General features: G+C 43.8%; 18 protein-coding genes. 6 read left to right on the forward strand and 12 right to left on the reverse strand.

Annotated elements, in window-relative coordinates; genetic code table 11:
* Nucleotides 1-11: 11 nt before the first annotated feature.
* On the forward strand, nucleotides 12-3,098 hold the full coding sequence (infB, locus tag IEV61_RS11160; protein ID WP_188416642.1) for a translation initiation factor IF-2: 3,087 nt from the start codon (nucleotides 12-14) through the stop codon (nucleotides 3,096-3,098).
* Nucleotides 3,099-3,174: 76 nt separating this feature from the next.
* On the opposite strand, the gene IEV61_RS11165 is transcribed toward infB, so the two are convergent.
* Nucleotides 3,175-3,363, reverse strand: a complete 189-nt coding sequence (locus tag IEV61_RS11165; RefSeq protein WP_188416644.1) for a hypothetical protein — start codon at nucleotides 3,361-3,363, stop codon at nucleotides 3,175-3,177.
* Between the two features lie 215 nt (nucleotides 3,364-3,578).
* Between IEV61_RS11165 and IEV61_RS11170 the strand changes: the two genes are divergently transcribed.
* Genes IEV61_RS11170 through IEV61_RS11185 form a run of 4 tightly spaced genes read left to right on the forward strand, consistent with a single transcriptional unit; the run spans nucleotide 3,579 to nucleotide 10,666 of the window.
* Nucleotides 3,579-4,313: a hypothetical protein gene (locus IEV61_RS11170; RefSeq protein WP_188416647.1), complete on the forward strand. Its 735-nt coding sequence runs from the start codon at nucleotides 3,579-3,581 to the stop codon at nucleotides 4,311-4,313.
* A gap of 2 nt (nucleotides 4,314-4,315) precedes the next feature.
* A complete protein-coding gene (locus IEV61_RS11175) occupies nucleotides 4,316-7,087 on the forward strand; it encodes a TonB-dependent receptor (protein ID WP_188416648.1) in 2,772 nt (923 codons plus the stop codon).
* Between the two features lie 28 nt (nucleotides 7,088-7,115).
* Entirely contained in the window at nucleotides 7,116-8,276 is a 1,161-nt protein-coding gene (locus IEV61_RS11180) for a DUF4249 domain-containing protein (protein ID WP_188416649.1), read from the forward strand.
* Nucleotides 8,277-8,332: 56 nt separating this feature from the next.
* The gene (locus tag IEV61_RS11185; RefSeq protein WP_188416650.1) at nucleotides 8,333-10,666 is read left to right on the forward strand and encodes a hypothetical protein; all 2,334 of its coding nucleotides are present in this window, start codon (nucleotides 8,333-8,335) and stop codon (nucleotides 10,664-10,666) included.
* A 208-nt stretch (nucleotides 10,667-10,874) separates the two neighbouring features.
* On the opposite strand, the gene IEV61_RS11190 is transcribed toward IEV61_RS11185, so the two are convergent.
* The 10 genes from IEV61_RS11190 to IEV61_RS11235 form a co-directional block, all read right to left on the reverse strand.
* Nucleotides 10,875-11,549, reverse strand: a complete 675-nt coding sequence (locus IEV61_RS11190) for an energy transducer TonB (protein WP_188416651.1) — start codon at nucleotides 11,547-11,549, stop codon at nucleotides 10,875-10,877.
* A gap of 38 nt (nucleotides 11,550-11,587) precedes the next feature.
* The gene (locus IEV61_RS11195; RefSeq protein WP_188416652.1) at nucleotides 11,588-12,295 is read right to left on the reverse strand and encodes a peptidoglycan DD-metalloendopeptidase family protein; all 708 of its coding nucleotides are present in this window, start codon (nucleotides 12,293-12,295) and stop codon (nucleotides 11,588-11,590) included.
* Nucleotide 12,296: 1 nt separating this feature from the next.
* Nucleotides 12,297-12,671, reverse strand: coding sequence for a 30S ribosome-binding factor RbfA (rbfA, locus tag IEV61_RS11200; RefSeq protein ID WP_188416653.1), 375 nt, complete (start codon nucleotides 12,669-12,671; stop codon nucleotides 12,297-12,299).
* A 115-nt stretch (nucleotides 12,672-12,786) separates the two neighbouring features.
* Nucleotides 12,787-13,155: a hypothetical protein gene (locus tag IEV61_RS11205; RefSeq protein ID WP_188416654.1), complete on the reverse strand. Its 369-nt coding sequence runs from the start codon at nucleotides 13,153-13,155 to the stop codon at nucleotides 12,787-12,789.
* A 9-nt stretch (nucleotides 13,156-13,164) separates the two neighbouring features.
* Nucleotides 13,165-14,391, reverse strand: a complete 1,227-nt coding sequence (locus tag IEV61_RS11210) for an ABC transporter permease (RefSeq protein ID WP_188416655.1) — start codon at nucleotides 14,389-14,391, stop codon at nucleotides 13,165-13,167.
* 44 nt (nucleotides 14,392-14,435) lie between these two features.
* Entirely contained in the window at nucleotides 14,436-14,795 is a 360-nt protein-coding gene (locus tag IEV61_RS11215) for a four helix bundle protein (protein ID WP_188416656.1), read from the reverse strand.
* Nucleotides 14,796-14,929: 134 nt separating this feature from the next.
* Complete coding sequence (locus tag IEV61_RS11220) at nucleotides 14,930-15,565, reverse strand: MBL fold metallo-hydrolase (RefSeq protein WP_188416657.1); 636 nt, start codon at nucleotides 15,563-15,565, stop codon at nucleotides 14,930-14,932.
* Between the two features lie 251 nt (nucleotides 15,566-15,816).
* Nucleotides 15,817-16,458: a gliding motility lipoprotein GldD gene (gene gldD / locus IEV61_RS11225; protein ID WP_188416658.1), complete on the reverse strand. Its 642-nt coding sequence runs from the start codon at nucleotides 16,456-16,458 to the stop codon at nucleotides 15,817-15,819.
* Entirely contained in the window at nucleotides 16,431-17,231 is an 801-nt protein-coding gene (locus IEV61_RS11230) for a shikimate dehydrogenase family protein (protein ID WP_188416659.1), read from the reverse strand. Before IEV61_RS11230 ends, gldD begins: the two co-directional genes overlap by 28 nt.
* A gap of 62 nt (nucleotides 17,232-17,293) precedes the next feature.
* On the reverse strand, nucleotides 17,294-18,055 hold the full coding sequence (locus IEV61_RS11235; protein WP_188416660.1) for a phosphosulfolactate synthase: 762 nt from the start codon (nucleotides 18,053-18,055) through the stop codon (nucleotides 17,294-17,296).
* A gap of 184 nt (nucleotides 18,056-18,239) precedes the next feature.
* On the opposite strand from IEV61_RS11235, the gene IEV61_RS11240 reads away from it, so the two are divergent.
* Nucleotides 18,240-19,301 (forward strand): AI-2E family transporter, encoded by a 1,062-nt coding sequence (locus tag IEV61_RS11240; protein ID WP_188416661.1) that lies wholly within the window; start codon nucleotides 18,240-18,242, stop codon nucleotides 19,299-19,301.
* A 79-nt stretch (nucleotides 19,302-19,380) separates the two neighbouring features.
* On the opposite strand, the gene IEV61_RS11245 is transcribed toward IEV61_RS11240, so the two are convergent.
* Nucleotides 19,381-19,977, reverse strand: coding sequence for an FMN-dependent NADH-azoreductase (locus IEV61_RS11245; protein WP_188416662.1), 597 nt, complete (start codon nucleotides 19,975-19,977; stop codon nucleotides 19,381-19,383).
* Nucleotides 19,978-20,097: the final 120 nt, after the last annotated feature.

Genomic DNA, 20,097 nt, shown 5'->3' on the forward strand with positions numbered 1-20,097 from the left:
AAAAATAATAAATGTCAGAAGACAAAAGTATAAAATTAATAAAAGCAGTAAAAGAGCTTAACATTGGTATGGGTACCATTGTAGACTTTTTAGCGTCTAAAGGCTATAAAGTAGACAAAAGTCCTATGTCGTCTTTAAGCGGCGAGATGTATAGCACCTTAGTTAAACAGTTTGCTGCCGACAAAAGCATCAAGGAAGAAGCCAAGCAGATCAACATCGGAAAAATCCGTCGTGATGAGCCTGGCTTTGTGCCTGAAAACAAACCGGCTGAAAATAAGGCTAAGGAATTTGAGCGTGAAGAGATCCTGATAAAAAATGCAGGAAACTTTGCTCCGGCTCAACCCGCCAAGCCTAAAGAAGCTGAGAAAACCCCCGAACGTACCGACGGTTCGTTACCGGGTGTAAAGGTTGTAGGTAAAATTGACCTTAATAACCTGAACAAAACTCCTACAGCGCCTGCAGAGAAAGCTGCTCCGGCAGTAGTAGCACCTGTGCCCGAAGCAGCTAAACCTGCCCCCGCGCCAGCTCCTGAACCGGTAGCACCAACTCCGGCTCCAGTTGCTCCGGCACCTGCGCCAGTTGCTCCTGTTGAAAAAGCGCCAGCCCCGGAACCTGTAGTAGCCGCTAAACCGGCACCAGCTCCAGAGCCTGTAGTACCAACACCTGCTCCTGTTGCGCCAAAACCGGTTACTCCGGAGGTTAAAGCACCAGTTGCACCCGTTGCTACAGCGCCATCAACACCGGCACCAGCACCTGCTCCTAATGTACCCACAGTAGCTCCTGAAAATGAAGTGATACGTGCCAAGGCCGATCGCCTTACAGGACCAAACGTTGTTGGTAAAATTACATTACCGGTAGAGAACAACCGCCGTGGTAACGGACCGGTTGCTTCTTCATCAAATACCGATCATAAACGCAAGCGTAAGCGTAAAGAAAATGCGCCGGGTCAAAACCCTAACCAACCAGGCCAACAAGGCGGGCAACAGCCAGCTCAGGGTCAGGGCGGTCCGGGTCAGCAAGGCGGTGGCGGCTACCAGGGCAATCGTCCGGGTGGTGGTTACCAGGGCAATCGTCCTGCGGGCGGTGGCTACCAGGGTAATCGTCCTGCAGGTAACAATGCCGGTGGAAGACCTGCTTTTGGTAATCGCAATGCACCGGCAACTCCGGGAGCACCTAAAGAAGAACCTACAGAAAAAGAAATACAAGATCAGATCAAAGCTACACTGGCCCGTTTAAGCGGTGCCGGTAAATCAGGTAAATTTGCACAACGGGCTAAGTTCCGTCGTCAAAAACGTGATGATGTAGCTGCAACAGCCGAAGAACTGGCAATGGAGCAGGATGCACAATCAAGAGTGCTGAAAGTTACCGAGTTTGTTACGGCTAATGAGCTGGCCTCATTAATGGATGTATCGGTTACGCAGATCATCTCTACCTGTATGAGTTTAGGTATGTTCGTGTCCATTAACCAACGTTTGGATGCCGAAACCCTAAGCATTGTGGCAGAAGAATTTGGCTACCAGGTTGAGTTTGTAACGCTGGCCGATGAGGAGATTAACCTGGAAGAGGCAGATGCCGAAGGCTCGCTGATTGCTCGTGCACCTATTGTAACCATCATGGGTCACGTAGATCATGGTAAAACATCACTACTCGATTTTATACGTAAAACTAACGTTATTGGCGGCGAGGCCGGGGGTATAACCCAGCACATTGGTGCCTATGAAGTAACGCTGGAAGATAAACGTAAAGTTACTTTCCTGGATACACCGGGTCACGAGGCGTTTACCGCCATGCGTGCACGTGGTGCCCAGGTAACAGATATTGTTATCATTGTTATTGCAGCAGACGATAGCGTGATGCCGCAAACGCGTGAGGCCATTAACCATGCCCAAGCAGCCGGTGTACCTATTATATTTGCTTATAACAAAATTGACAGACCAGGCGCAAACGCTGATAAAATTCGTGAGCAGCTATCGGTTATGAATATTTTGGTTGAGGAATGGGGCGGTAAATACCAGTCGCAGGAAATATCGGCCAAAACAGGTTTGAATGTAAACTTGCTATTAGAGAAAGTATTGCTGGAAGCAGAAATTCTTGAACTTAAAGCAAATCCTAATAAACGTGCCATAGGTACTGTAATTGAAGCAGCCTTAGATAAAGGCCGTGGTATTGTAACTACCGTATTAGTACAAGCAGGTACGCTGCGTGTGGGCGATCCGATATTAGCGGGTAGCTACAGCGGACGTGTTAAAGCGTTAACTAACGAACGCGGTATGCGTGTAAGCGAGGCAGGCCCATCCACACCGGTACAGGTGCTGGGTATGCAAGGCGCACCTACAGCGGGCGATAAGTTTAACGCACTGGAAAATGAAGTGGAAGCACGTGAAATTGCCAACAAACGTTTGCAATTACAGCGCGAGCAAGGCTTACGTACGCAGAAACACATTACACTTGATGAGATCGGTCGTCGTTTGGCTATCGGTAACTTTAAGGAACTTAACATTATTGTTAAGGGTGACGTGGATGGTTCTATCGAAGCCCTGTCAGATTCATTATTGAAACTCTCTACCGACCAGATACAGGTAAATATCATCTCCAAAGCGGTAGGTCAGATCTCTGAATCAGACGTATTGTTAGCTTCGGCCTCAGATGCGATCATCATCGGTTTCCAGGTACGTCCATCAGGAAGTGCCCGCAAGCTGGCCGAGCAGGAGCAAATCGATATCCGCCTGTACTCTATCATCTACGATGCCATTAACGAAATTAAGGCAGCGATGGAAGGTATGTTGGCGCCAACCTTTGAAGAGAAAATTGTGGCTAACGTTGAGATACGTGAAACCTTCAAGATCAGCAAAGTGGGTACCATTGCAGGTTGTATGGTGTTGGATGGTAAAATTAACCGTAACAGTAAGATCCGTATCGTTCGTGATGGTGTAGTAATTTACACAGGTGAGTTAGCTTCGTTGAAACGTTATAAAGACGATGTAAAAGAAGTTGCTACCGGCTACGAATGTGGTTTAAACATCCACAATTTCAACAACATTGAGGTAGGCGACATTGTTGAAGCTTACGAAAACGTAGAGGTTAAACGTAAATTGTAATTACAATTATAAAATACGAAGGGCTGCTATTCATCATAGCAGCCCTTTTTCGTTTATTAGCAATGAAGCTTATAGGTTACAGTACTGCCACGTCCTCCGTTTTCCTTACTGCCTCCTGCTCCAGAAAATAAACCAGGCGCTCATGCGGGTTAAAGCAAATTACATTGCGTAAATAAGCCGATGGGCTCATGCGGTTGAATAAAAGCGAAAATGCCGGTGCTTTTTCTTCAAAGGCGTAAATATTTGGTTGGATCAATAGCTTCATAAGCAAGACACCGCTTTCCCAGTTCTTTAAATAAATGTTTAAACCAGTCAGGGTGTTCGTGAAATACAGCTAATGGTTTCATAATATTTGGAATGAAAAGCAAAACTTTTCTTAAAAGTAAAGTGGTTCTGTAAATGTTAACTAAAATTAAAGTTTGCCACCTGTTACATTTAGTATAGTAAGTACGTATATTACAGCACTAAACATTATCACCAATGATTAAAAAGCTACTTGCTTTAATTGTAGGTTTCGGCTGCTTTTCTGTTGCGTATGCGCAGAATCCAACTGTCGATACAATGGCATTTACGCAAAAAGTACGCTATGCTGTAGATTATTATAATCGCAATATTAGTGAGCAATCAGAAATCTACAACGGTACCGAGTATAATTTTCTCCCTCGTGCTACTAAAGGCTCTCCTTATCTTGAAGACCGGTTTGAATTTACGAACGCCAACATTAAGTACAATGACACCTGGTACAATGATGTATCTATACTATACGATGCTTTTAAAGATGTTTTAGTGGCAACTCAACCTGTTAACCAGGCTCAGTATATTTTGCACAAAGAGTACTTAGCCGAGTTTTATTTGTTCGGTCATCACTTTGTTCATTTGAACGCTATGAGTAGCGATAATGCAAGCATAAACGATGGTTATTACGATCAGCTCTATGCGGGGAAAACAGTGGTGATATGCAAATATTCAAAGATTAAAACGGAGACAGTTACCGCGCAAGGTATTGAAGTGGTTTTTGATGATAAGCAAAGTTTCTTCATAAAAAAAGGTGCCACTATTTATAGTGTAAATAGCAAGGGTTCGGTACTTAATGCCTTTAAGGATAAAAAGAAAGAACTGAATACATATCTCAGTCGCAATAACATTGATTATAAGAATAATAAAGGTTTGGCAATTGCCCGGTTGGCCGCCTACTATGACCAGATAAGCAAATAAACATGAAGAAACTATACCTACTTTTTTGCTGCTTATTTGGTCTGTCAACCTTCGCAATGGCTCAGCAGCAGGGTGCTAAACTTATTGATGTTAATTTACAGCAGGCAACCATAACCCAGTTTGTTTCAGAACTGGAAATCAAAACCGGCTACTATTTTTATTACGAGGCCAATAAGTTTGACAGCCTACGTGTTACCGTTCAACTAAACCAGGTAACCCTCAAAACTGTGCTGGATGCAGCCTTCAAAAATACGCCTTACAACTACGCTATTACGGCGCAGCAACAGGTGTTGCTAACTAAAGGGCTTACCATTCAAACGCAGCTTGCCGCAGGCTTTTTTAACAGCAAGCCTGTTGTGCCGGGTGCAAAAGCAGTCCCCGTTACCACTGATTATACCGTGGCGCTGGCCGAAAAACAGGTGGTAGAAGCCACCTCCGAGAATAAAACCTATGAAATAGGTATCAAGGGAGCATCAAAAACAGGTACGGTAACGTTGGCCGGTTATGTGAGGGACGTAAAGTCGGGCGAACCGGTTATTGGTGCCAGCATATATATAGCCGCTCTTAAAACAGGTATTGCTACCGATCAGTTTGGTTACTACTCCCTCAACTTGCCCAGAGGGCCGCATATATTATTGGTGCGCGGACTGGGTATGAAAGATACGCGCCGGCAAGTGGTTCTAAATACCGATGGCAAGCTGAACATTGAAATGCAGGAGCAGGTAACCACGCTGAAAGAAGTAAAGATATCGGCAGAAAAAGTGGCTAACGTTCGTAGTGTAGAAATGGGCGTTAACAAAATAGATATTACCACACTTAAACAAATACCGGCCGTTTTTGGCGAAGCTGATGTGTTGCGGGCCGTATTAACATTGCCCGGCGTGCAAACCGTGGGCGAGGCCAGTACCGGCTTTAACGTACGCGGTGGCTCGGCCGATCAAAATTTGATCTTACTTAATGATGCCACAATTTACAATCCATCGCACTTCTTTGGCTTCTTTTCGGCATTTGACCCTGATATTGTAAAGGATATTGAGCTCTATAAAAGCAGTATCCCCGAAAAATTTGGCGGGCGCTTATCATCCATCTTAGATGTAACTAATCGCGAGGGCAACAAAAAGAAATTTACCGGCTCGGCAGGTATTGGTTTATTAACCAGCCGCTTTAATATAGAAGGGCCTATCGACTCTAATAAAACCTCCTTCATATTTGGCGGACGAACTACCTATGCCAACTGGCTGCTTAAGTCTTTACCTAAGGAATATAAAAATAGTCGTGCTACTTTTTATGATTTAAGCCTGAATATAAGTCATCAGATCAATGAAAAGAACAACCTTTATTTTAGCGGCTATTACAGTGCCGATAGTTTCAGGTTAAACAGCGATACTTCTTATGCTTACGGTAACCGCAACGTATCGTTAAAATGGAAGCATAATTATAATAACAAGCTATACAGCGTAATAACAGGTGGGTATGACCGCTATCAATATAATGTAGGCAGTTCGTTAAACCCGGTAAATGCATACAAGTTCAATTTCGATATAAGCCAGATCAACTTTAAAGCTGATTTTAGCTATTTTATTAATCCTAAGCATACGCTCTCCTTTGGTTTAAATAGTATACGTTACCAGCTTACACCAGGCACCAACAAGCCGGTGAGCAACGAATCATTAATCGTTCCTGAAAAAGTACCCGGCGAGCAAGCCCTTGAAAGTGCTTTATATTTAGGCGATAAATTTAACGTTAGTGAAAACTTCTCCATTAACATGGGGGTGCGTTATTCCTTGTTTAATTACCTGGGCCCGCAAACAGTTAACAACTATGCACCTAACCTCCCGCGTACTACCGTTAACCTGCTCGATAGCACTACCTACGGCAGCAACAAGTTTATTAAAACCTACGGTGGCCCCGAAATAAGGGTTTCGGCACGTTATATTGTTTCCGAAAACTTCTCTATAAAAGCCGGTTACAACACGCTTAGGCAATACATCCATTTACTATCTAACACCACGGCTATATCACCCACTGATGTATGGAAGCTGAGCGACCCTAACATTAAACCGCAGTTTGGCGATCAGGTTGCTTTAGGCTTGTATAAAAACTTTAGTTCTAACACCATAGAAACATCAGTCGAGGTATATTATAAAAGGCTAAAAAATTACCTGGATTACCGCAGCGGTGCAGTACTGGTGCTCAATCAAAATATAGAAACTGACGTACTATCTACCCGTGGCAAGGCTTACGGTGCTGAGTTCATGATTAAGAAAACCGCAGGTAAATTAAACGGCTGGGTAAGTTATACCTACTCCCGCACCTTCCTCAAACAAGACGACCCTAATGCTGGCGAGTTGATCAATGGCGGCGCCTATTACCCGGCCAATTATGATAAGCCGCATAGTTTCAATTTAATTGGTAACTATCGTTTTACACACCGTTACAGCGTATCGTTAAATACGGTATACAGTACAGGCAGGCCGTTAACGCTGCCGGTTGCTAAATTTTACTATGCCGGTGCCGAACGTGTGTTTTATTCGGAGAGAAATCAGTACCGCATCCCTGATTTTTTCCGCACCGATTTTTCTATCAACATAGATGGAAACCATAAAGTGCATCAGCGTTTTCACAATTCGTGGACGGTAGGCATCTACAATGTTACCGGCCGCCGTAATGCTTACTCAACTTATTTTGCCCAGGAAGGTGGCGTAATTAACGGATACAATCTATCTATTTTTGCCAAACCATTCCCATTCATAAATTATAACATCCGGTTTTAAGTAGCCGGTACACATAGCTGTTTTAAAGATGAAAAAACATAGTTATTTATTCATTTTACTCATGATGATGGGAGCATTCGCTTGTAAAGAGCGTTTTAATCCACCCGAAGTAGATACTAATTTGAACTACCTGACAGTAGAGGGATTAATTAATACCAGTGGCGTAGATTCAACTATTATAAGGGTTAACCGAACAGTTAAACTGACCAGTAAGGTAGCCATCCAGCCCGAGCTGAAAGCCATATTAACCATTGAAAGCAATGATAATTTGGTTAAACGGACTTTAGTTGAACGGAGTGGTGGAATTTACTATGCCCTACCTTTTGCCCTGGATGCTACTAAGCAATACCGCCTGAGAATTAGAACCTCCGGAGGAAAAGAATATCTTTCGGATTATACCGAGGTTAAAGTATCGCCACCAATTGACGCTGTAGGGTTTGAAGCGCAAACTAACGGTGTACAAGGACTGCAAGTTTATACTAACACTCATGATGCCACTAACAAATCGAGGTATTATAAGTGGGATTTTGTGGAAACCTACAAGTACAACACCAATAACTTTTCTTCATATATCGTTGATGGCAGATCAATAAGACAAAGAAATCTGCCCGGCGAGGATATCTATTATTGCTGGCGTACGATCAATTCGAGCAATATCGTATTGGCATCAACCTTAAAACTTACTAATGATGTGGTTGCCAAAGCGCCTATAAAAAAGATACCTCCGGGCGATGAAAGACTGGGTATAAGGTATAGCATTATTGTAAACCAGCAAGTTTTAACTAAGGATGCCTTTGACTTTTGGGAGATATTAAGAAAGAATACAGAGCAAGTAGGTAGTATTTTTGATTCACAGCCGTCGCAATTACAGGGTAATATTCATGCGGTGAGCAATCCTGCCGAAATTGTGATTGGATACATCAGCGCAGGAACCATACAACGTAAGCGGATATTTATTGATGCGGGTGAAGTGCCTGTGGAGTTTAGGTACAGGCGCTCAGGAGCCTGCCCGGTAGACACAATACTGCCTAAAGATTATGCTTCAACATTTTATTCGGGCGGGCAAATCCCTTTGGATGCGCTTACTGTACCACCCTCGCCTACGCCTATAGCCTACACAACATCTTCAACCGGCTGCATAGATTGCCGGCTTAGGGGCACCAACATTCAACCTGCTTTTTGGCAATAATTATTACGACAACAATGCAGAGATCTTTAAGATATATTTTAGCAATCACTTGCTTTATGGCTTTGGCCGGCTTGCCTGGTGTGGCGCAGGTTTTGCCCGAGGTAAAAAGCCGTTTTGATGCTTACCAGCGCACGGCGTTGCAGGAGAAACTATATGTACATACCAATAAGAACTTCTATTTAACCGGCGAAATACTGTGGTTTAAAGTATATAATGTAGATGGAAGTTTTAACCGCCCGTTCGATATGAGCAAGGTGGCTTACGTTGAGGTGCTGAACGCAGATCATACACCGGTAATGCAAGCGAAAATTGTGTTAAAGGACGGAGTGGGAAGCGGGTCAATATACGTTCCGGCGGCTATTGCCAACGGAAATTATACCTTTAGGGCTTATACCAGCTGGATGAAAAACTTCAGCCCTGAATACTTCTTTGAAAAGAGCATTACCATAGTTAATGCACAAAAGTCGCCCGAGGAAGCGGTGGTAGTAAATAACAAAGCAGATGATGATGTGCAGTTCTTTCCCGAAGGAGGCCATTTGGTTAAAGGGCTGAACGGTAAAGTAGGGTTTAAAGTAACCGCAACCACCGGCAAAGGTGTACCCGCGTTTATGGGTGCCATTGTTGATCAAAAGAACGATACCGTTGTCCGTTTTAAACCGCTTAAATTTGGTATAGGGAGTTTCGATTTCTTACCGGTTGCAGGGAATACTTATAAAGCCGTTTTAAAAATAAACAACCAGCAGGTTATAAAAAGTATCCCTGCCATAGAAGAGCAGGGTTATGTAATGCAGGCCAGCGATAAAGGCAGCAGTTGGGAAATTAACGTACAAACAGCCGGTATTCCTGCTGAGAATGTTTATTTATTGGCCCACAACCGGCAGGTAATTAAACAAGCGCAGGGCGCTGTTTTAAACAATGGGCAGGCCACGTTTACGCTGGAGAAGAGTAAACTGGATGATGGCATCAGCCATATTACATTGTTTAATGGCAGGCAGCAGCCGGTATGTGAGCGCCTGGTTTTCAAACGCCCGGCAAAAAAGCTGGTTATTAATGCGCAAACTGATAATCCTGTTTATGGTACACGCAAAAAGGTGGGCTTGGATATTGAAACTAAAAACCAGAACCAAAGTCTGCTGGCGGCCAATTTATCGGTATCGGTTTTTCAGGCCGATTCGTTGCAAAATTTAAATGAGCAGGATATTGCCAGCTACTTGTGGCTAAGCTCCAGTTTGCGGGGAGCCATTGAAGGAGCAGGGTACTATTTTGAGCAAGGTGCCGAAAATAACGAAGCCCTGAACAATTTGCTTATTACCCAAGGCTGGCGTAATTTTGAATGGAACAAGGTATTAACCGGAAAGCCTGAAATTAAATACCTTCCCGAATACACTGGCCACATTGTTACCGGTAAGTTGACAGATGCAGCCAACGGTAACGCGGCCAAAGGCATTACGGCTTACCTGGCCATACCCGGAACGCGCGTACAACTGTTTCCTGCCCGCAGCGATTCAACGGGTCGCTTGCTTTTTAATACCAAAGATTTTTACGGGTTAAGCGAAATGGTGGTGCAAACCAATATGCAGTACGACAGTACCTACAAAATACAGATTACCAACCCGTTTGCAGAACAGTACTCGGCCACTACACTTCCGGCTTTTAAGTTAAATGAGGGCATGCAATCTGCCCTGGAAACCAACAGCCTGAATATGCAGGTGCTTAATGTATATGCCGCACCCAAACTCAGGCAATTTTACGATCCGGGCGTTGACAGCGTTGCCTTTTTTGGCAAGCCCGATAAATCTTATCTACTCGATAATTACGTACGCTTTACCACGGTTGAAGAAGTGCTACGCGAATACACCTCATGGCTAACCGTTGCCAAAAGGCGGGGAAGGTTTAAAGTAACCATGTTTAACGAGGTAAGGCTCTTGGAGGATGATCCGCTGGTGTTGTACAACGGTATACCCGTATTTGATATGAATAAAGCTTTTGCTATTGACCCGTTAAAGGTTAAAAAGCTGGACGTGGTGAATACACGTTACTACTACGGCCCGGCCCGTTTTGATGGGATGTTGAGCTTTACCGGTTATAAAGATGACCTGGCCGGCTTTGAAATAGATCCGCGTGCTTTGGTCATAGATTATGAAGGCTTGCAGTTGCAGCGCAAATTTTATTCGCCGGTGTATGATACCGAAGAGCAGCGCAGCAGCCGTTTACCCGATTTCAGGAATGCCCTGTACTGGCAACCCGATGCCTTAACCAATGCCCAGGGAAAAACCAGCCTGTCGTTCTACACATCAGACCAGCCAGGTAAATACATAGGTGTAATTCAGGGTTTAACCGCAAACGGCGAAGCCGGGAGTAGGTATTTTACTTTTGAGGTTAAAAAGTAGAATAGTTCTGCGCTATCATGTCAGTCTGAGCTTGTCGAAGACTTGTGCGCTTGGCTAAGTCTTCGACAAGCTCAGACTGACATTACTCCAAAATGTCATTTCGAGTGTTAACGAGAAATCTTGCTCGAACCTACAATAATGATTACGTGCAGGATCGAACAGGATCTCTCACTGTCGTTCGAGATGACAATTTGAGTTTTTAATGTTGTTAGTTGCAGTATTTAGCCAAATAAGTATCTGCTAAACTGCTACCCGTATCACGGATGAATTTCCAGTCCTTGCAGGCGCCTTCTTTGTCGCCTTGCTTAAGTTTTTGGCTGGCCTGGTCAAGCAGGTCTTTCCAAAGGTCCTCATCAATGCCTAGCTCTGTTTTTAGTGCCTGTATGGTGCCTTCTTTTTGCTCATCGGCTTTGCCGGCACGTTTGTTAATGTAGTAGTTGGTTACCGCGTTTTCCAGTTCCTGGCGCTTTTGATAGGCTGTAATGGCTTCATTCATATTCATGGCACCGGTGGTACGTTTCTGGCATTTCACATAATCTGGCCTGAAACGTATGGGTAAAACAACTCTCACGGCATTATTGTATCCGGCAGGTATTTGCCATTTGCCCGAAGTTAGCTTAACTACCCTTAGAGCTTCATCATCCAAATCAATACCGGGGCCCTGCTGTACACGGGCATCGGTAACTTGTCCGTCGGGACTTACTAAAAAGCCTACCTGTATGGTTGCTTCAATACAGTTCTGGCTCGAAAATTCGGGATAAATAATTTTACCGGCAATAAAATTATCGAGCGCAGTTTGCCCGCCTTTAAAAGTGGGTTGTGCCTGTGCCACGGTAAAAAAGGCAAGGCAGGTAAATATGATGGAGGTGATTGCTTTTTGCATTTTAATTCAATTACTTAATTAAAACGCTAACAGTTAAATCAGATTATAGTTGCGCCCGAAAACTTTAAAATCAGATCAGGGTCGGGGATGTTTTCTTGGTATTTTTCCCGTTCAGAAAAACGGCAAACGCCCGGGTAGTCGCCAGTCATTCCCTGCATATCAAACATTAGCTGAAAATGCAGGTGTGGGGGCCAGCTACCGTTCTCTCTTTCGGTGCCAAATGCGGCTATCTGCTGGTCTTTAGCAACAGGCTGTCCTACTTGCAGGTGGCTTAAGCTATCTGCGCTTAAATGGCCGTAAAGGCTGTATAAAGGCAAGCCATCAAGGTCATGCTGCAGTATAATAGTAGGGCCATAATCGCCAAAACGATCATTGTTTTGAAAGCTATGGACAGTGCCATCTAAAGGCGCATAAACCGGCGTACCGGCTGCCGCCCAAATATCCATGCCCAAATGCAAACGGCGTGGTTCTTCGTTACTGGTATCAAACAAGGCACTTCGGGCATATAGGGTGCGGTGCTCCATATAACCGCCAATACCATAGCGGCAGCGGTTTTGCATGAGTTGGAGGTTAACCCAGTTACTAAACCTTGCGGTATCGGCAATGCCCTCGGGCGATAGCTCGCTGTTGCTTGCCGTAAAATTGAACTGAAGCAGCCGGTCTGTAGAAGTATCAAAATCTACTACCTTACCAACTTCTTCAGGGTGCTTAGCTATATAATTGGCCAGTTGCTGGTGCCTGTTCATGTTATTGCTCTTCGTCGGGCTGGCGTGGTTCTTTGCTTATTTTATCAAAGATCTTGTCCATACGTTCTACGTACTCATTGGTATCATCCACAAAAAATTCAAGCTGAGGTATAACCCTTACCTGGTCTTTAATACGGGCGCCTAATTTATAACGAATTTCGTTGGCGTGCGATTTTACAATTTGCAACGACTGCTGCACATTAACATTATTAAAAAAGCTCAAAAACACCCGGGCAATAGCCAGATCGGGCGTTACACGAACTTTAGTTATGGTAACCAGCGTGTTGGGTAAGTAATTCATCCCTTCACGCTGAAATATAGCGGCCAGGTCTTGTTGTAAAACACCGGCAAATTTTTGTTGACGTTTTGATTCCATAATGTTTATTTAAGGAAGGTGAAAGGTTAATGTAAAAAGCTTAAAACAGTTAATTGGTTTGCTCGCCAGCTTGTTTTTGACGTGCTGTTAACTATTAAAGCGTTGTATTAACCTATTAATTGCATAAGTCTTGCGGTATTTCTTTGGTAATTTTTAATACTTTTTTTACTACCAGAGTGCTGTCATATTCCGAACCCATGCCATCATCTTTTGATGCTATTTTGTTGCCCTCTACTTCAATGTAAACAGGCTCGTAAGGTTTCTCAAAATTCATTTGACTGTATTTGAGCTCTAATTGCGCCGAACTATCGGCCACCCAATATTCATGAGGGTCATCGCAGTTCTTAAATGATTTTGACTCCGGGCCAAAGCTGTACAAACCCTTAAAAACCTGGGGCGAGTCCCCCTTTTTTTCATTGCGGTTGCAGGAGCAGCAAAACACTACCAACAGCATCAATCCAAATTTCGAAGCGTTATACCACATGCTGCAAATTTATAAATCCTGTTTAATTTCGTCTAACCCTTTTATGCTTAATCGCGCGCTGATGCCCGATGCAATAACAGCGATACCCGTTACGGTGAAAAACACCAGGAAAAAGTCTGATACCTGCATATCTACCGGGTAGGCATCAATCACCATCATTTGTCCGCCCATTTTTACCAGGCCAAACTGCTGCTGCAATACGCAAAATATGAGCCCCACAATAATACCTGCAATGCAACCTACAATAGAGATCATCATACCTTCGAAAAAGAAGATGCCTTGTATCAATGGCTTGCCGGCGCCTAAGCTGGTTAAAATAGCTATATCTTTTTTCTTATCCATCACCAGCATGGTTAACGAGCCAATAATGTTAAATATGGCAATAATGAGCACAAAAGTGAGGATCAAGAAAGTAAACCAGCGCTCGTAATTCAGTGTTTTATAGAGTTCGGTATTTTGCTGATAGCGATCTTTCACGGTAAAAGCTTTGCCCAGTTTTTCCTGGATTGCTGCTTTCTGCTTTTCAACATTAGTGCCCGGCTTAAAATTAAGCTGAAGCGATGATACATCTTTAGGCTCGTCCAGCAAATCACGCGTGAAGCTAAGGGGGACGATAATAATGTCATCAAAATCCTGCTGGATGGAAAACACACCCGATACGCTGATGGGCCGCCGTACAAATTCATCTTCGGGGTTAATGGAGTTGACTACTTTACGTCGAGGCGAATAAATTTGGAGCGACGACAATTGGTCATTTATATTAACCAGTAAACTGTTTTGCACCGTGGCTCCAATAACCGCATAGGGTAATTCGTTAGCATTCAGGGTAAACGAACCACTGCGTATCGTGCTGTCCAGCTGTTTGTTCTTCAAAAAATCTTTACTTACGCCGCGTACCGTACCAATAAACTGCCGCGAGCCATAACGGATCAACGCCTTTTCCTGCAGTACTTCCACATAAGAAAAAAGCTGGTCGTTTTTGTGCAGACTTTTAAAGTATGCCGTTCCGGGGTCGAAGGTTTTGCCTTTTACCGGTTCAATAATGAGTTCGGGCGTAAAATTATTGTACAGCGACAAAATCACCTTCTCAAACCCATTAAACACCGATAAGATAATAATTAATGCTGCACTGCCCACAAATACCCCCAGCATAGATATACCCGAAATAATGTTAATGGCATGCATCTTCTTCCTCGAAAAAAGATACCGTTGTGCTATGTAAATGGAGGTGTTCAAATGGGGTGCGGGGTTTTGAGGTGCGGGATCGGGGAGGTATAAGATTAATTGATTTGGTCTTTGTGATACTTAATGAAGCCGGCAAGTAAAATTCTTATTCTTTTCAGCTTTTCCAACAGTATACTTAACTCTTCTTCATTAATAAAGTTTAAGTCGAGCGAAAGATACAATTGTGTTTCCAATTCAAAAGCCGAACCTCTTGCTATATACAAGAACTGCATAGAATCTTTTATAGTATTGCGGCCACATCCTTCGGCAATATTAGAAGGAATAGATATCACAGAACGCTTAATTTGTGATTGCAAGCCGTAAACTTCCTCTTTAGGAAAGTTACGAACAATCTCATAAACCATTTTCACCAAGGCCCTTGATTCCTTCCAAACTTCTAAATCTGTAAAATTCATTTATTATACGTTGATCTATAAATTAATCACAAGTTCTTATAACCTTTGTCCCATTCTTAAAACTTCGCTCTTTTCAACCCCGCTCCACACACATCCTTAAACCTCGCTCCCCGCACCTAAACACCCTCCGCTCCCTAAAAAAACGGATTTGTCTCCCGCTCGTAGCCGATGGTAGTTTCGGGGCCGTGGCCGGGGTATACGGTGCAGTCTTGCGGGAGGATGAATAATTTCTCTTCGATGTTTTTAAGCAGTTGGGCCTGGTTGCCTCCGGGGAGGTCGTAACGGCCTATGCTGCCTCTGAAAAGTACGTCGCCGCCGATGAGCAGGTTGTCGGCTTTATCATAGAAACACAGGTGTGCAGGGGAATGGCCGGGTGCAAATATCAATTCGAGGGTAGTGTTGCCAAAGCTAATGCTGCCGGTTTCGGGCAGGTAAACTTCGGGCAGGGGCGAAAGCTCGTAGCGGATGCCCGATTGCTGTGCCCATACCGGCGTGGCTTGCATAACGACCAGTTCACCTTCATGAAACTGCGGCTTAAGGCCATACTGGTCGAATACAAACTTATTGCCGAGTATATGATCGATGTGGCAGTGGGTATTGAGCAATAATACCGGCTTTAACTGATGCTGCGTAATAAAGTTGACCACCGCGTTTTGCTCGGCAGCGGTGTACATACCGGGATCAATAATAGCGCACTCGCCGCTATTATCATACAACAGATACGTGTTTTCCTGGTAAGGATTGTTTGGGAATGCCTGGATAGATGCCATATGGCAAAGGTACTAAAAAGCCCTGCGGCCTTTTAAAGGGGGGTGATGAATATTTATTATTGAAATTTATAATACAACAGTACAAATGCTCCGTAGGAGCTGCCTGTTTGTAAAAACTAATAGGTGTAGCAATTGTACCTCGTAAGATGTTACCCTTAACTATTTGTTAGGTGTAGCACCTACGGCACAAATGTTGATCTAATATATTGGCTATAAACAGGTAGCCCTGTGGGGGTATAATATATCCAACCTCATGGTAACAATCTCCCTTTAGGGGCTCCTGGAAATGTGGTGCTCCACCTGAAACTCTTGATCAGCACCGCCATATCTTTCTTTACAAAATCGAGCACTGGCTGTATAGAATCCAGTCGGGGCTGGGTGTTGAAGTAAAGAGCCCCGCGCAGGTAATGATGAGTGCTGTCGGTTAAAAAGAATTGTGCCGATGATGCTGCATTACCGTCAATGGTATAGTAAATGCCGTACACCTTGCGGTCGGGGTAACGAATGATGCCTTCATCAATAGAAGTGGCTTTCACGGTATGTTTAAAGGCAAAAGTATGCGCATCTTCAATTAACTCGTTGAACACTTTTTTAGACGTAACGGGCTGATAGCTCAGGTGCAGGGTGCCCTTAAATTGGGGCAGCTGCAGGTTTATCCAACAGGGTTTGGCGCCTTTGGCGTTATCGGGCTCTACAATGGCATAGGTTGGATAAGTGAACGTGTAAGGGCAATCGGCCTTGTATTGGCGGTATGTTCTTTCCGGAAAATAAATACGTGCGTAGCCCCTTGGTTTAGGTGAGTAATCGGGCTCGCTGCTGCAAGCGTAAAGGCTTGTTAAGGCTATAAATAAGCCCCAAATACCAGCTATGGATTTTTTTCGCGATCGTTCCATATCTCCCATGATTTTTCGGCTTGTAATACCAGCATTTCTGCGCCATTCTTAATTACGGCGCCTTGCTCGCGTCCTTTTTGCAGAAACAGGGTTTCTTCGGGATTGTAAATTAAATCATATAGTAAATGCCCGGGTGCTATGGCCTCGTAAGGTATATCGGGGCATTTATCAATGTTAGGCGCCATGCCTAAAATAGTAGTATTGATAATGAGCTGGTACTGCGAAATAATTTCGGGAGTAAGGTCTTTATAGGTGAGCCTGTCGCCGTCCGACTCGCGCGATACAAATCTGCTGTAAATGTTCAGTTTGCTCAGCACATGCTTTACCGCCCTCGAGGCGCCGCCCGTGCCCAATATTAAGGCCCTAACGTGCTGTGGCTGCAACAGGGGTTTTAACGACATTTCAAAGCCGTAGGCATCGGTATTAAAGCCTTCCAGCCTGAACTCTTTATCTTTGATCCCTACTTCGCCAGCAAAAGCAGCTGCAATGGGGCTTTCGGGTGTTATACGAATGCAATTTACGGCGTCTATTTCCTTAGCGTCAGGGTGCACATGATCGAGGTAATACATTACCCCTATCTTATGCGGTACGGTTACATTGAGCCCGCAAAGACCGGGATTAGCTTCCAATAGTTCGGGCAAATCGCTCAGGTTTTCGAGCTCATATAATTGATACTCGTGGTCTTCAATGTTTTCCCGCTCAAATTTTTCGGTAAAAAACTTTTTAGAAAATGAATGTGAGAGCGGATACCCGATTAACCCGTATTGTTTCATGGCTACTAACGATCAATAGTTTTTGCTAAGGTGCCTATTTATCAGTTAACAGTCAATCGGTATTATTGATTTAAAAAATGGTCGAAAGTATCGCTTCGTAAACCCAGGCGCAGCGTTTCCAACGGAATCATATCGGCAGGTGCAATATTGCCTAAGTTAACGTTGCTGCCCAGTAGCTTAATAAACCAAACCTGCTGTGCTTTTTGCGGTGCTTCCCATATAATGGTTTCAGCCGGTATCTGGGTCAGTATCTCATCTATCAAACCCTGCCTAACCTCTCCCGAATCCCGGTAAATACCTACATTCCCGCTTTCGCGTGCTTCGGCAATCACCTTCCACGAGCCGGCTTCCAGTTCGGCTTTCATGAGTTGGATCCACTTGTAAGGCGCAAAGATCTTTTGCACATCTTTAGAACCTACCTCAGATATTACTGTTACCTGCTTGCTCAACTTGCTGATGTATTCGCATTTAATATCGTGTTCAATAGTAATAGAGCCATCCGAAACTTCGGCATATTCCAGTTGAAAGGTATCCAGCATGCGGCAATAATCTTCGTACTGATTACGGATGATGAATGCCTCGAACAAGGTGCCGCCAAAGTATACCGGTATGCCTGCTTCGCGGTACAGTTTAAGTTTATCCTTCAAGTTAGGGGTTACGTAAGAAGTAGCCCAACCCAATTTTACAATATCTGTATAAGCACCCGATACTTCTAAAAAGTCTTCCACCTGGCGAAGGCTTAAACCTTTATCCATCACCATGGTCATGCCGCTGCTGCGGGGTTTCTCGGTGCGCTCGGGTATCTGGGTTAATGTATAATTCATAAAATTGGCAGTTGGTTATAGACTATAACTAAAAGTTTTAATGATGCAAATATTAGAATAATAATGAGGTTTAAAGGTGCTTTTGTGTAATATTTTGAATAAATCTAAGGTTGTATTGCTCTCAATTTACTTAATTGAAACAAAAATGTTACTACGTTCTTGATAGGGTAACAAGTGTATACAAATGAATATTGATCAGAATAAAACAGAAAAGGAGCGGGACAATAGCCTGTATTTACAACGGATATTTATGGGCATTGGTGCCCTGGCATTGGTAGTTATTGTGATATTGATTATCAGGGTTGCATTTAACGTAATGCTGATGGTGTTGGCCGGTACCCTTATAGCCGTATACTTTAACGGACTTGCCGATGTAATTGAGCGCCGTACGCCTTTGGGTAGGCGTGTTTGCATGTTAATATCTGTTATAGGTACATTTTTGATCATTGGGTTGATCTTTTGGTTTATGGGTACCAAAATACAGCAACAAGTAAATGCCCTGAGCCAGGATTTTCCAAGGTTGGTTTCCAAGTTAGAAACGCAGGTAAGGCAATTGCCTATGGGTGCTAAAATGCTTGATAATGTATCGGGCGATAATTCTCAGAAAGTGATGAATACCGCGCAGAACTTCTTCCGTACCAGTTTTGGTGTACTGGGCGATATTTATATTATCATCTTCTTGGGCATCTTCTTTACGGTTAGTCCATCGCTATACAAGAACGGCATTATAAGGTTAGTACCACGTAAAGGACAACCTAAGGCCCGCGAAATAATTGACCGCCTTAGCCAGGTGCTTAAAGGCTGGCTTAAAGGGATGATACTTGCCATGATCCTTATTGCCGTACTTTCGTTCACAGGGTTAACTATTATAGGTATACCTATGGCGCTGGCACTGGCTGTAATAGCCGGAATACTCAACTTTATACCCAACTTTGGGCCTATTATGGCCATGGTGCCCGCCGTTTTACTGGGTTTGGTTGATAGTACGCAAACAGCCATTATTGTAGCGGCGTTGTATATTCTTATTCAAACGCTGGAAAGTAACGTAATTACGCCTACCATACAACGCCGGATGATTAACCTGCCGCCAGCCTTACTTATCATTAGTCAATTACTAATGGGTACTTTATCTGGTGCGTTAGGAATTATATTGGCTACGCCTACACTTGCCATTATTATGGTGCTGGTAGAAGAGCTTTACGCTAAAGAAAACAACCGGGAAGATATTGAAGCGGTGACTAACTAATTGTTAAAAACAATTGATAATAATAACGCCGGGCAACTGGTAAGTCGACCGGCGTTATTGTAACAGAATACAGCAGGTATTAGATATCTATACTATTGATGCCTTTTTCAAGTGCTGTATCTTTAAATTGAGGCATGTTTACGCCTTCAACACGGTAGGCGGTAATGTCTGTCATCCCTAAAAAGCCTAATACACTTCTCAGGTAAGGTTCGGTAAAATCATATGCTTTCATGGCGCCTTCGCTGTAAATGCCGCCTGTAGAAATGGCAAGGTAAACCTTCTTGTTCTTTACCAAGCCTTCAGGTCCGTTTTCAGTGTAACGGAAGGTGATGCCTGCACGGGCAATATGATCTATCCAGGCTTTTAGCGTAGAGTGAATGCTAAAGTTGTACATAGGCACGCCAATAACTATAGCGTCGGCATCCTGTAACTCAGCAATAGCGTCGTCAGAGTGCTTAACGGCTTCCAGCATCTCTGGTGTACGGCTTTCGGCCGGGGTAAAGAATGAGTTCAGGTGTGCTTCTTCCAGGTGAGGGAAGGGGGTTTTAATCAGGCTGTGGACCTTTACAGTACTTTCAGGATTGGCAGCCTGTAGTTTTTCTACAATGGCGTTGCCCAGTTTTATACTGAATGATGCCTCACCACGCGGACTTGATATGAGATGTAATATTTTCATTTTTTTGTTGCTTTTAATGTTTAAGCAAACGTAAGCAACCATTGTTTCAAAAACACGCTGCTATCCTAAAGGAAACCGGTATCCTTTGGGATAGCGTGCAAAAGAAACCTTATATAAGTA

This window comes from Mucilaginibacter galii, assembly GCF_014635825.1.
GTDB lineage: Bacteria > Bacteroidota > Bacteroidia > Sphingobacteriales > Sphingobacteriaceae > Mucilaginibacter > Mucilaginibacter galii.

Excerpts from the sequence above, each read along its gene's own strand:
- gldD (WP_188416658.1), bottom strand. The coding sequence starts at position 16,458 with ATGGAACGATCGCGAAAAAAATCCATAGCTGGTATTTGGGGCTTATTT.
- IEV61_RS11230 (WP_188416659.1), bottom strand. The coding sequence starts at position 17,231 with ATGAAACAATACGGGTTAATCGGGTATCCGCTCTCACATTCATTTTCT.
- IEV61_RS11245 (WP_188416662.1), bottom strand. The coding sequence starts at position 19,977 with ATGAAAATATTACATCTCATATCAAGTCCGCGTGGTGAGGCATCATTC.
- IEV61_RS11170 (WP_188416647.1), top strand. The coding sequence starts at position 3,579 with ATGATTAAAAAGCTACTTGCTTTAATTGTAGGTTTCGGCTGCTTTTCT.
- infB (WP_188416642.1), top strand. The coding sequence starts at position 12 with ATGTCAGAAGACAAAAGTATAAAATTAATAAAAGCAGTAAAAGAGCTT.
- IEV61_RS11205 (WP_188416654.1), bottom strand. The coding sequence starts at position 13,155 with ATGTGGTATAACGCTTCGAAATTTGGATTGATGCTGTTGGTAGTGTTT.
- IEV61_RS11165 (WP_188416644.1), bottom strand. The coding sequence starts at position 3,363 with ATGAAGCTATTGATCCAACCAAATATTTACGCCTTTGAAGAAAAAGCA.
- IEV61_RS11235 (WP_188416660.1), bottom strand. The coding sequence starts at position 18,055 with ATGAATTATACATTAACCCAGATACCCGAGCGCACCGAGAAACCCCGC.
- IEV61_RS11215 (WP_188416656.1), bottom strand. The coding sequence starts at position 14,795 with ATGAATTTTACAGATTTAGAAGTTTGGAAGGAATCAAGGGCCTTGGTG.
- IEV61_RS11240 (WP_188416661.1), top strand. The coding sequence starts at position 18,240 with ATGAATATTGATCAGAATAAAACAGAAAAGGAGCGGGACAATAGCCTG.
- IEV61_RS11185 (WP_188416650.1), top strand. The coding sequence starts at position 8,333 with ATGGCTTTGGCCGGCTTGCCTGGTGTGGCGCAGGTTTTGCCCGAGGTA.
- IEV61_RS11190 (WP_188416651.1), bottom strand. The coding sequence starts at position 11,549 with ATGCAAAAAGCAATCACCTCCATCATATTTACCTGCCTTGCCTTTTTT.
- IEV61_RS11175 (WP_188416648.1), top strand. The coding sequence starts at position 4,316 with ATGAAGAAACTATACCTACTTTTTTGCTGCTTATTTGGTCTGTCAACC.
- rbfA (WP_188416653.1), bottom strand. The coding sequence starts at position 12,671 with ATGGAATCAAAACGTCAACAAAAATTTGCCGGTGTTTTACAACAAGAC.
- IEV61_RS11195 (WP_188416652.1), bottom strand. The coding sequence starts at position 12,295 with ATGAACAGGCACCAGCAACTGGCCAATTATATAGCTAAGCACCCTGAA.
- IEV61_RS11180 (WP_188416649.1), top strand. The coding sequence starts at position 7,116 with ATGAAAAAACATAGTTATTTATTCATTTTACTCATGATGATGGGAGCA.
- IEV61_RS11220 (WP_188416657.1), bottom strand. The coding sequence starts at position 15,565 with ATGGCATCTATCCAGGCATTCCCAAACAATCCTTACCAGGAAAACACG.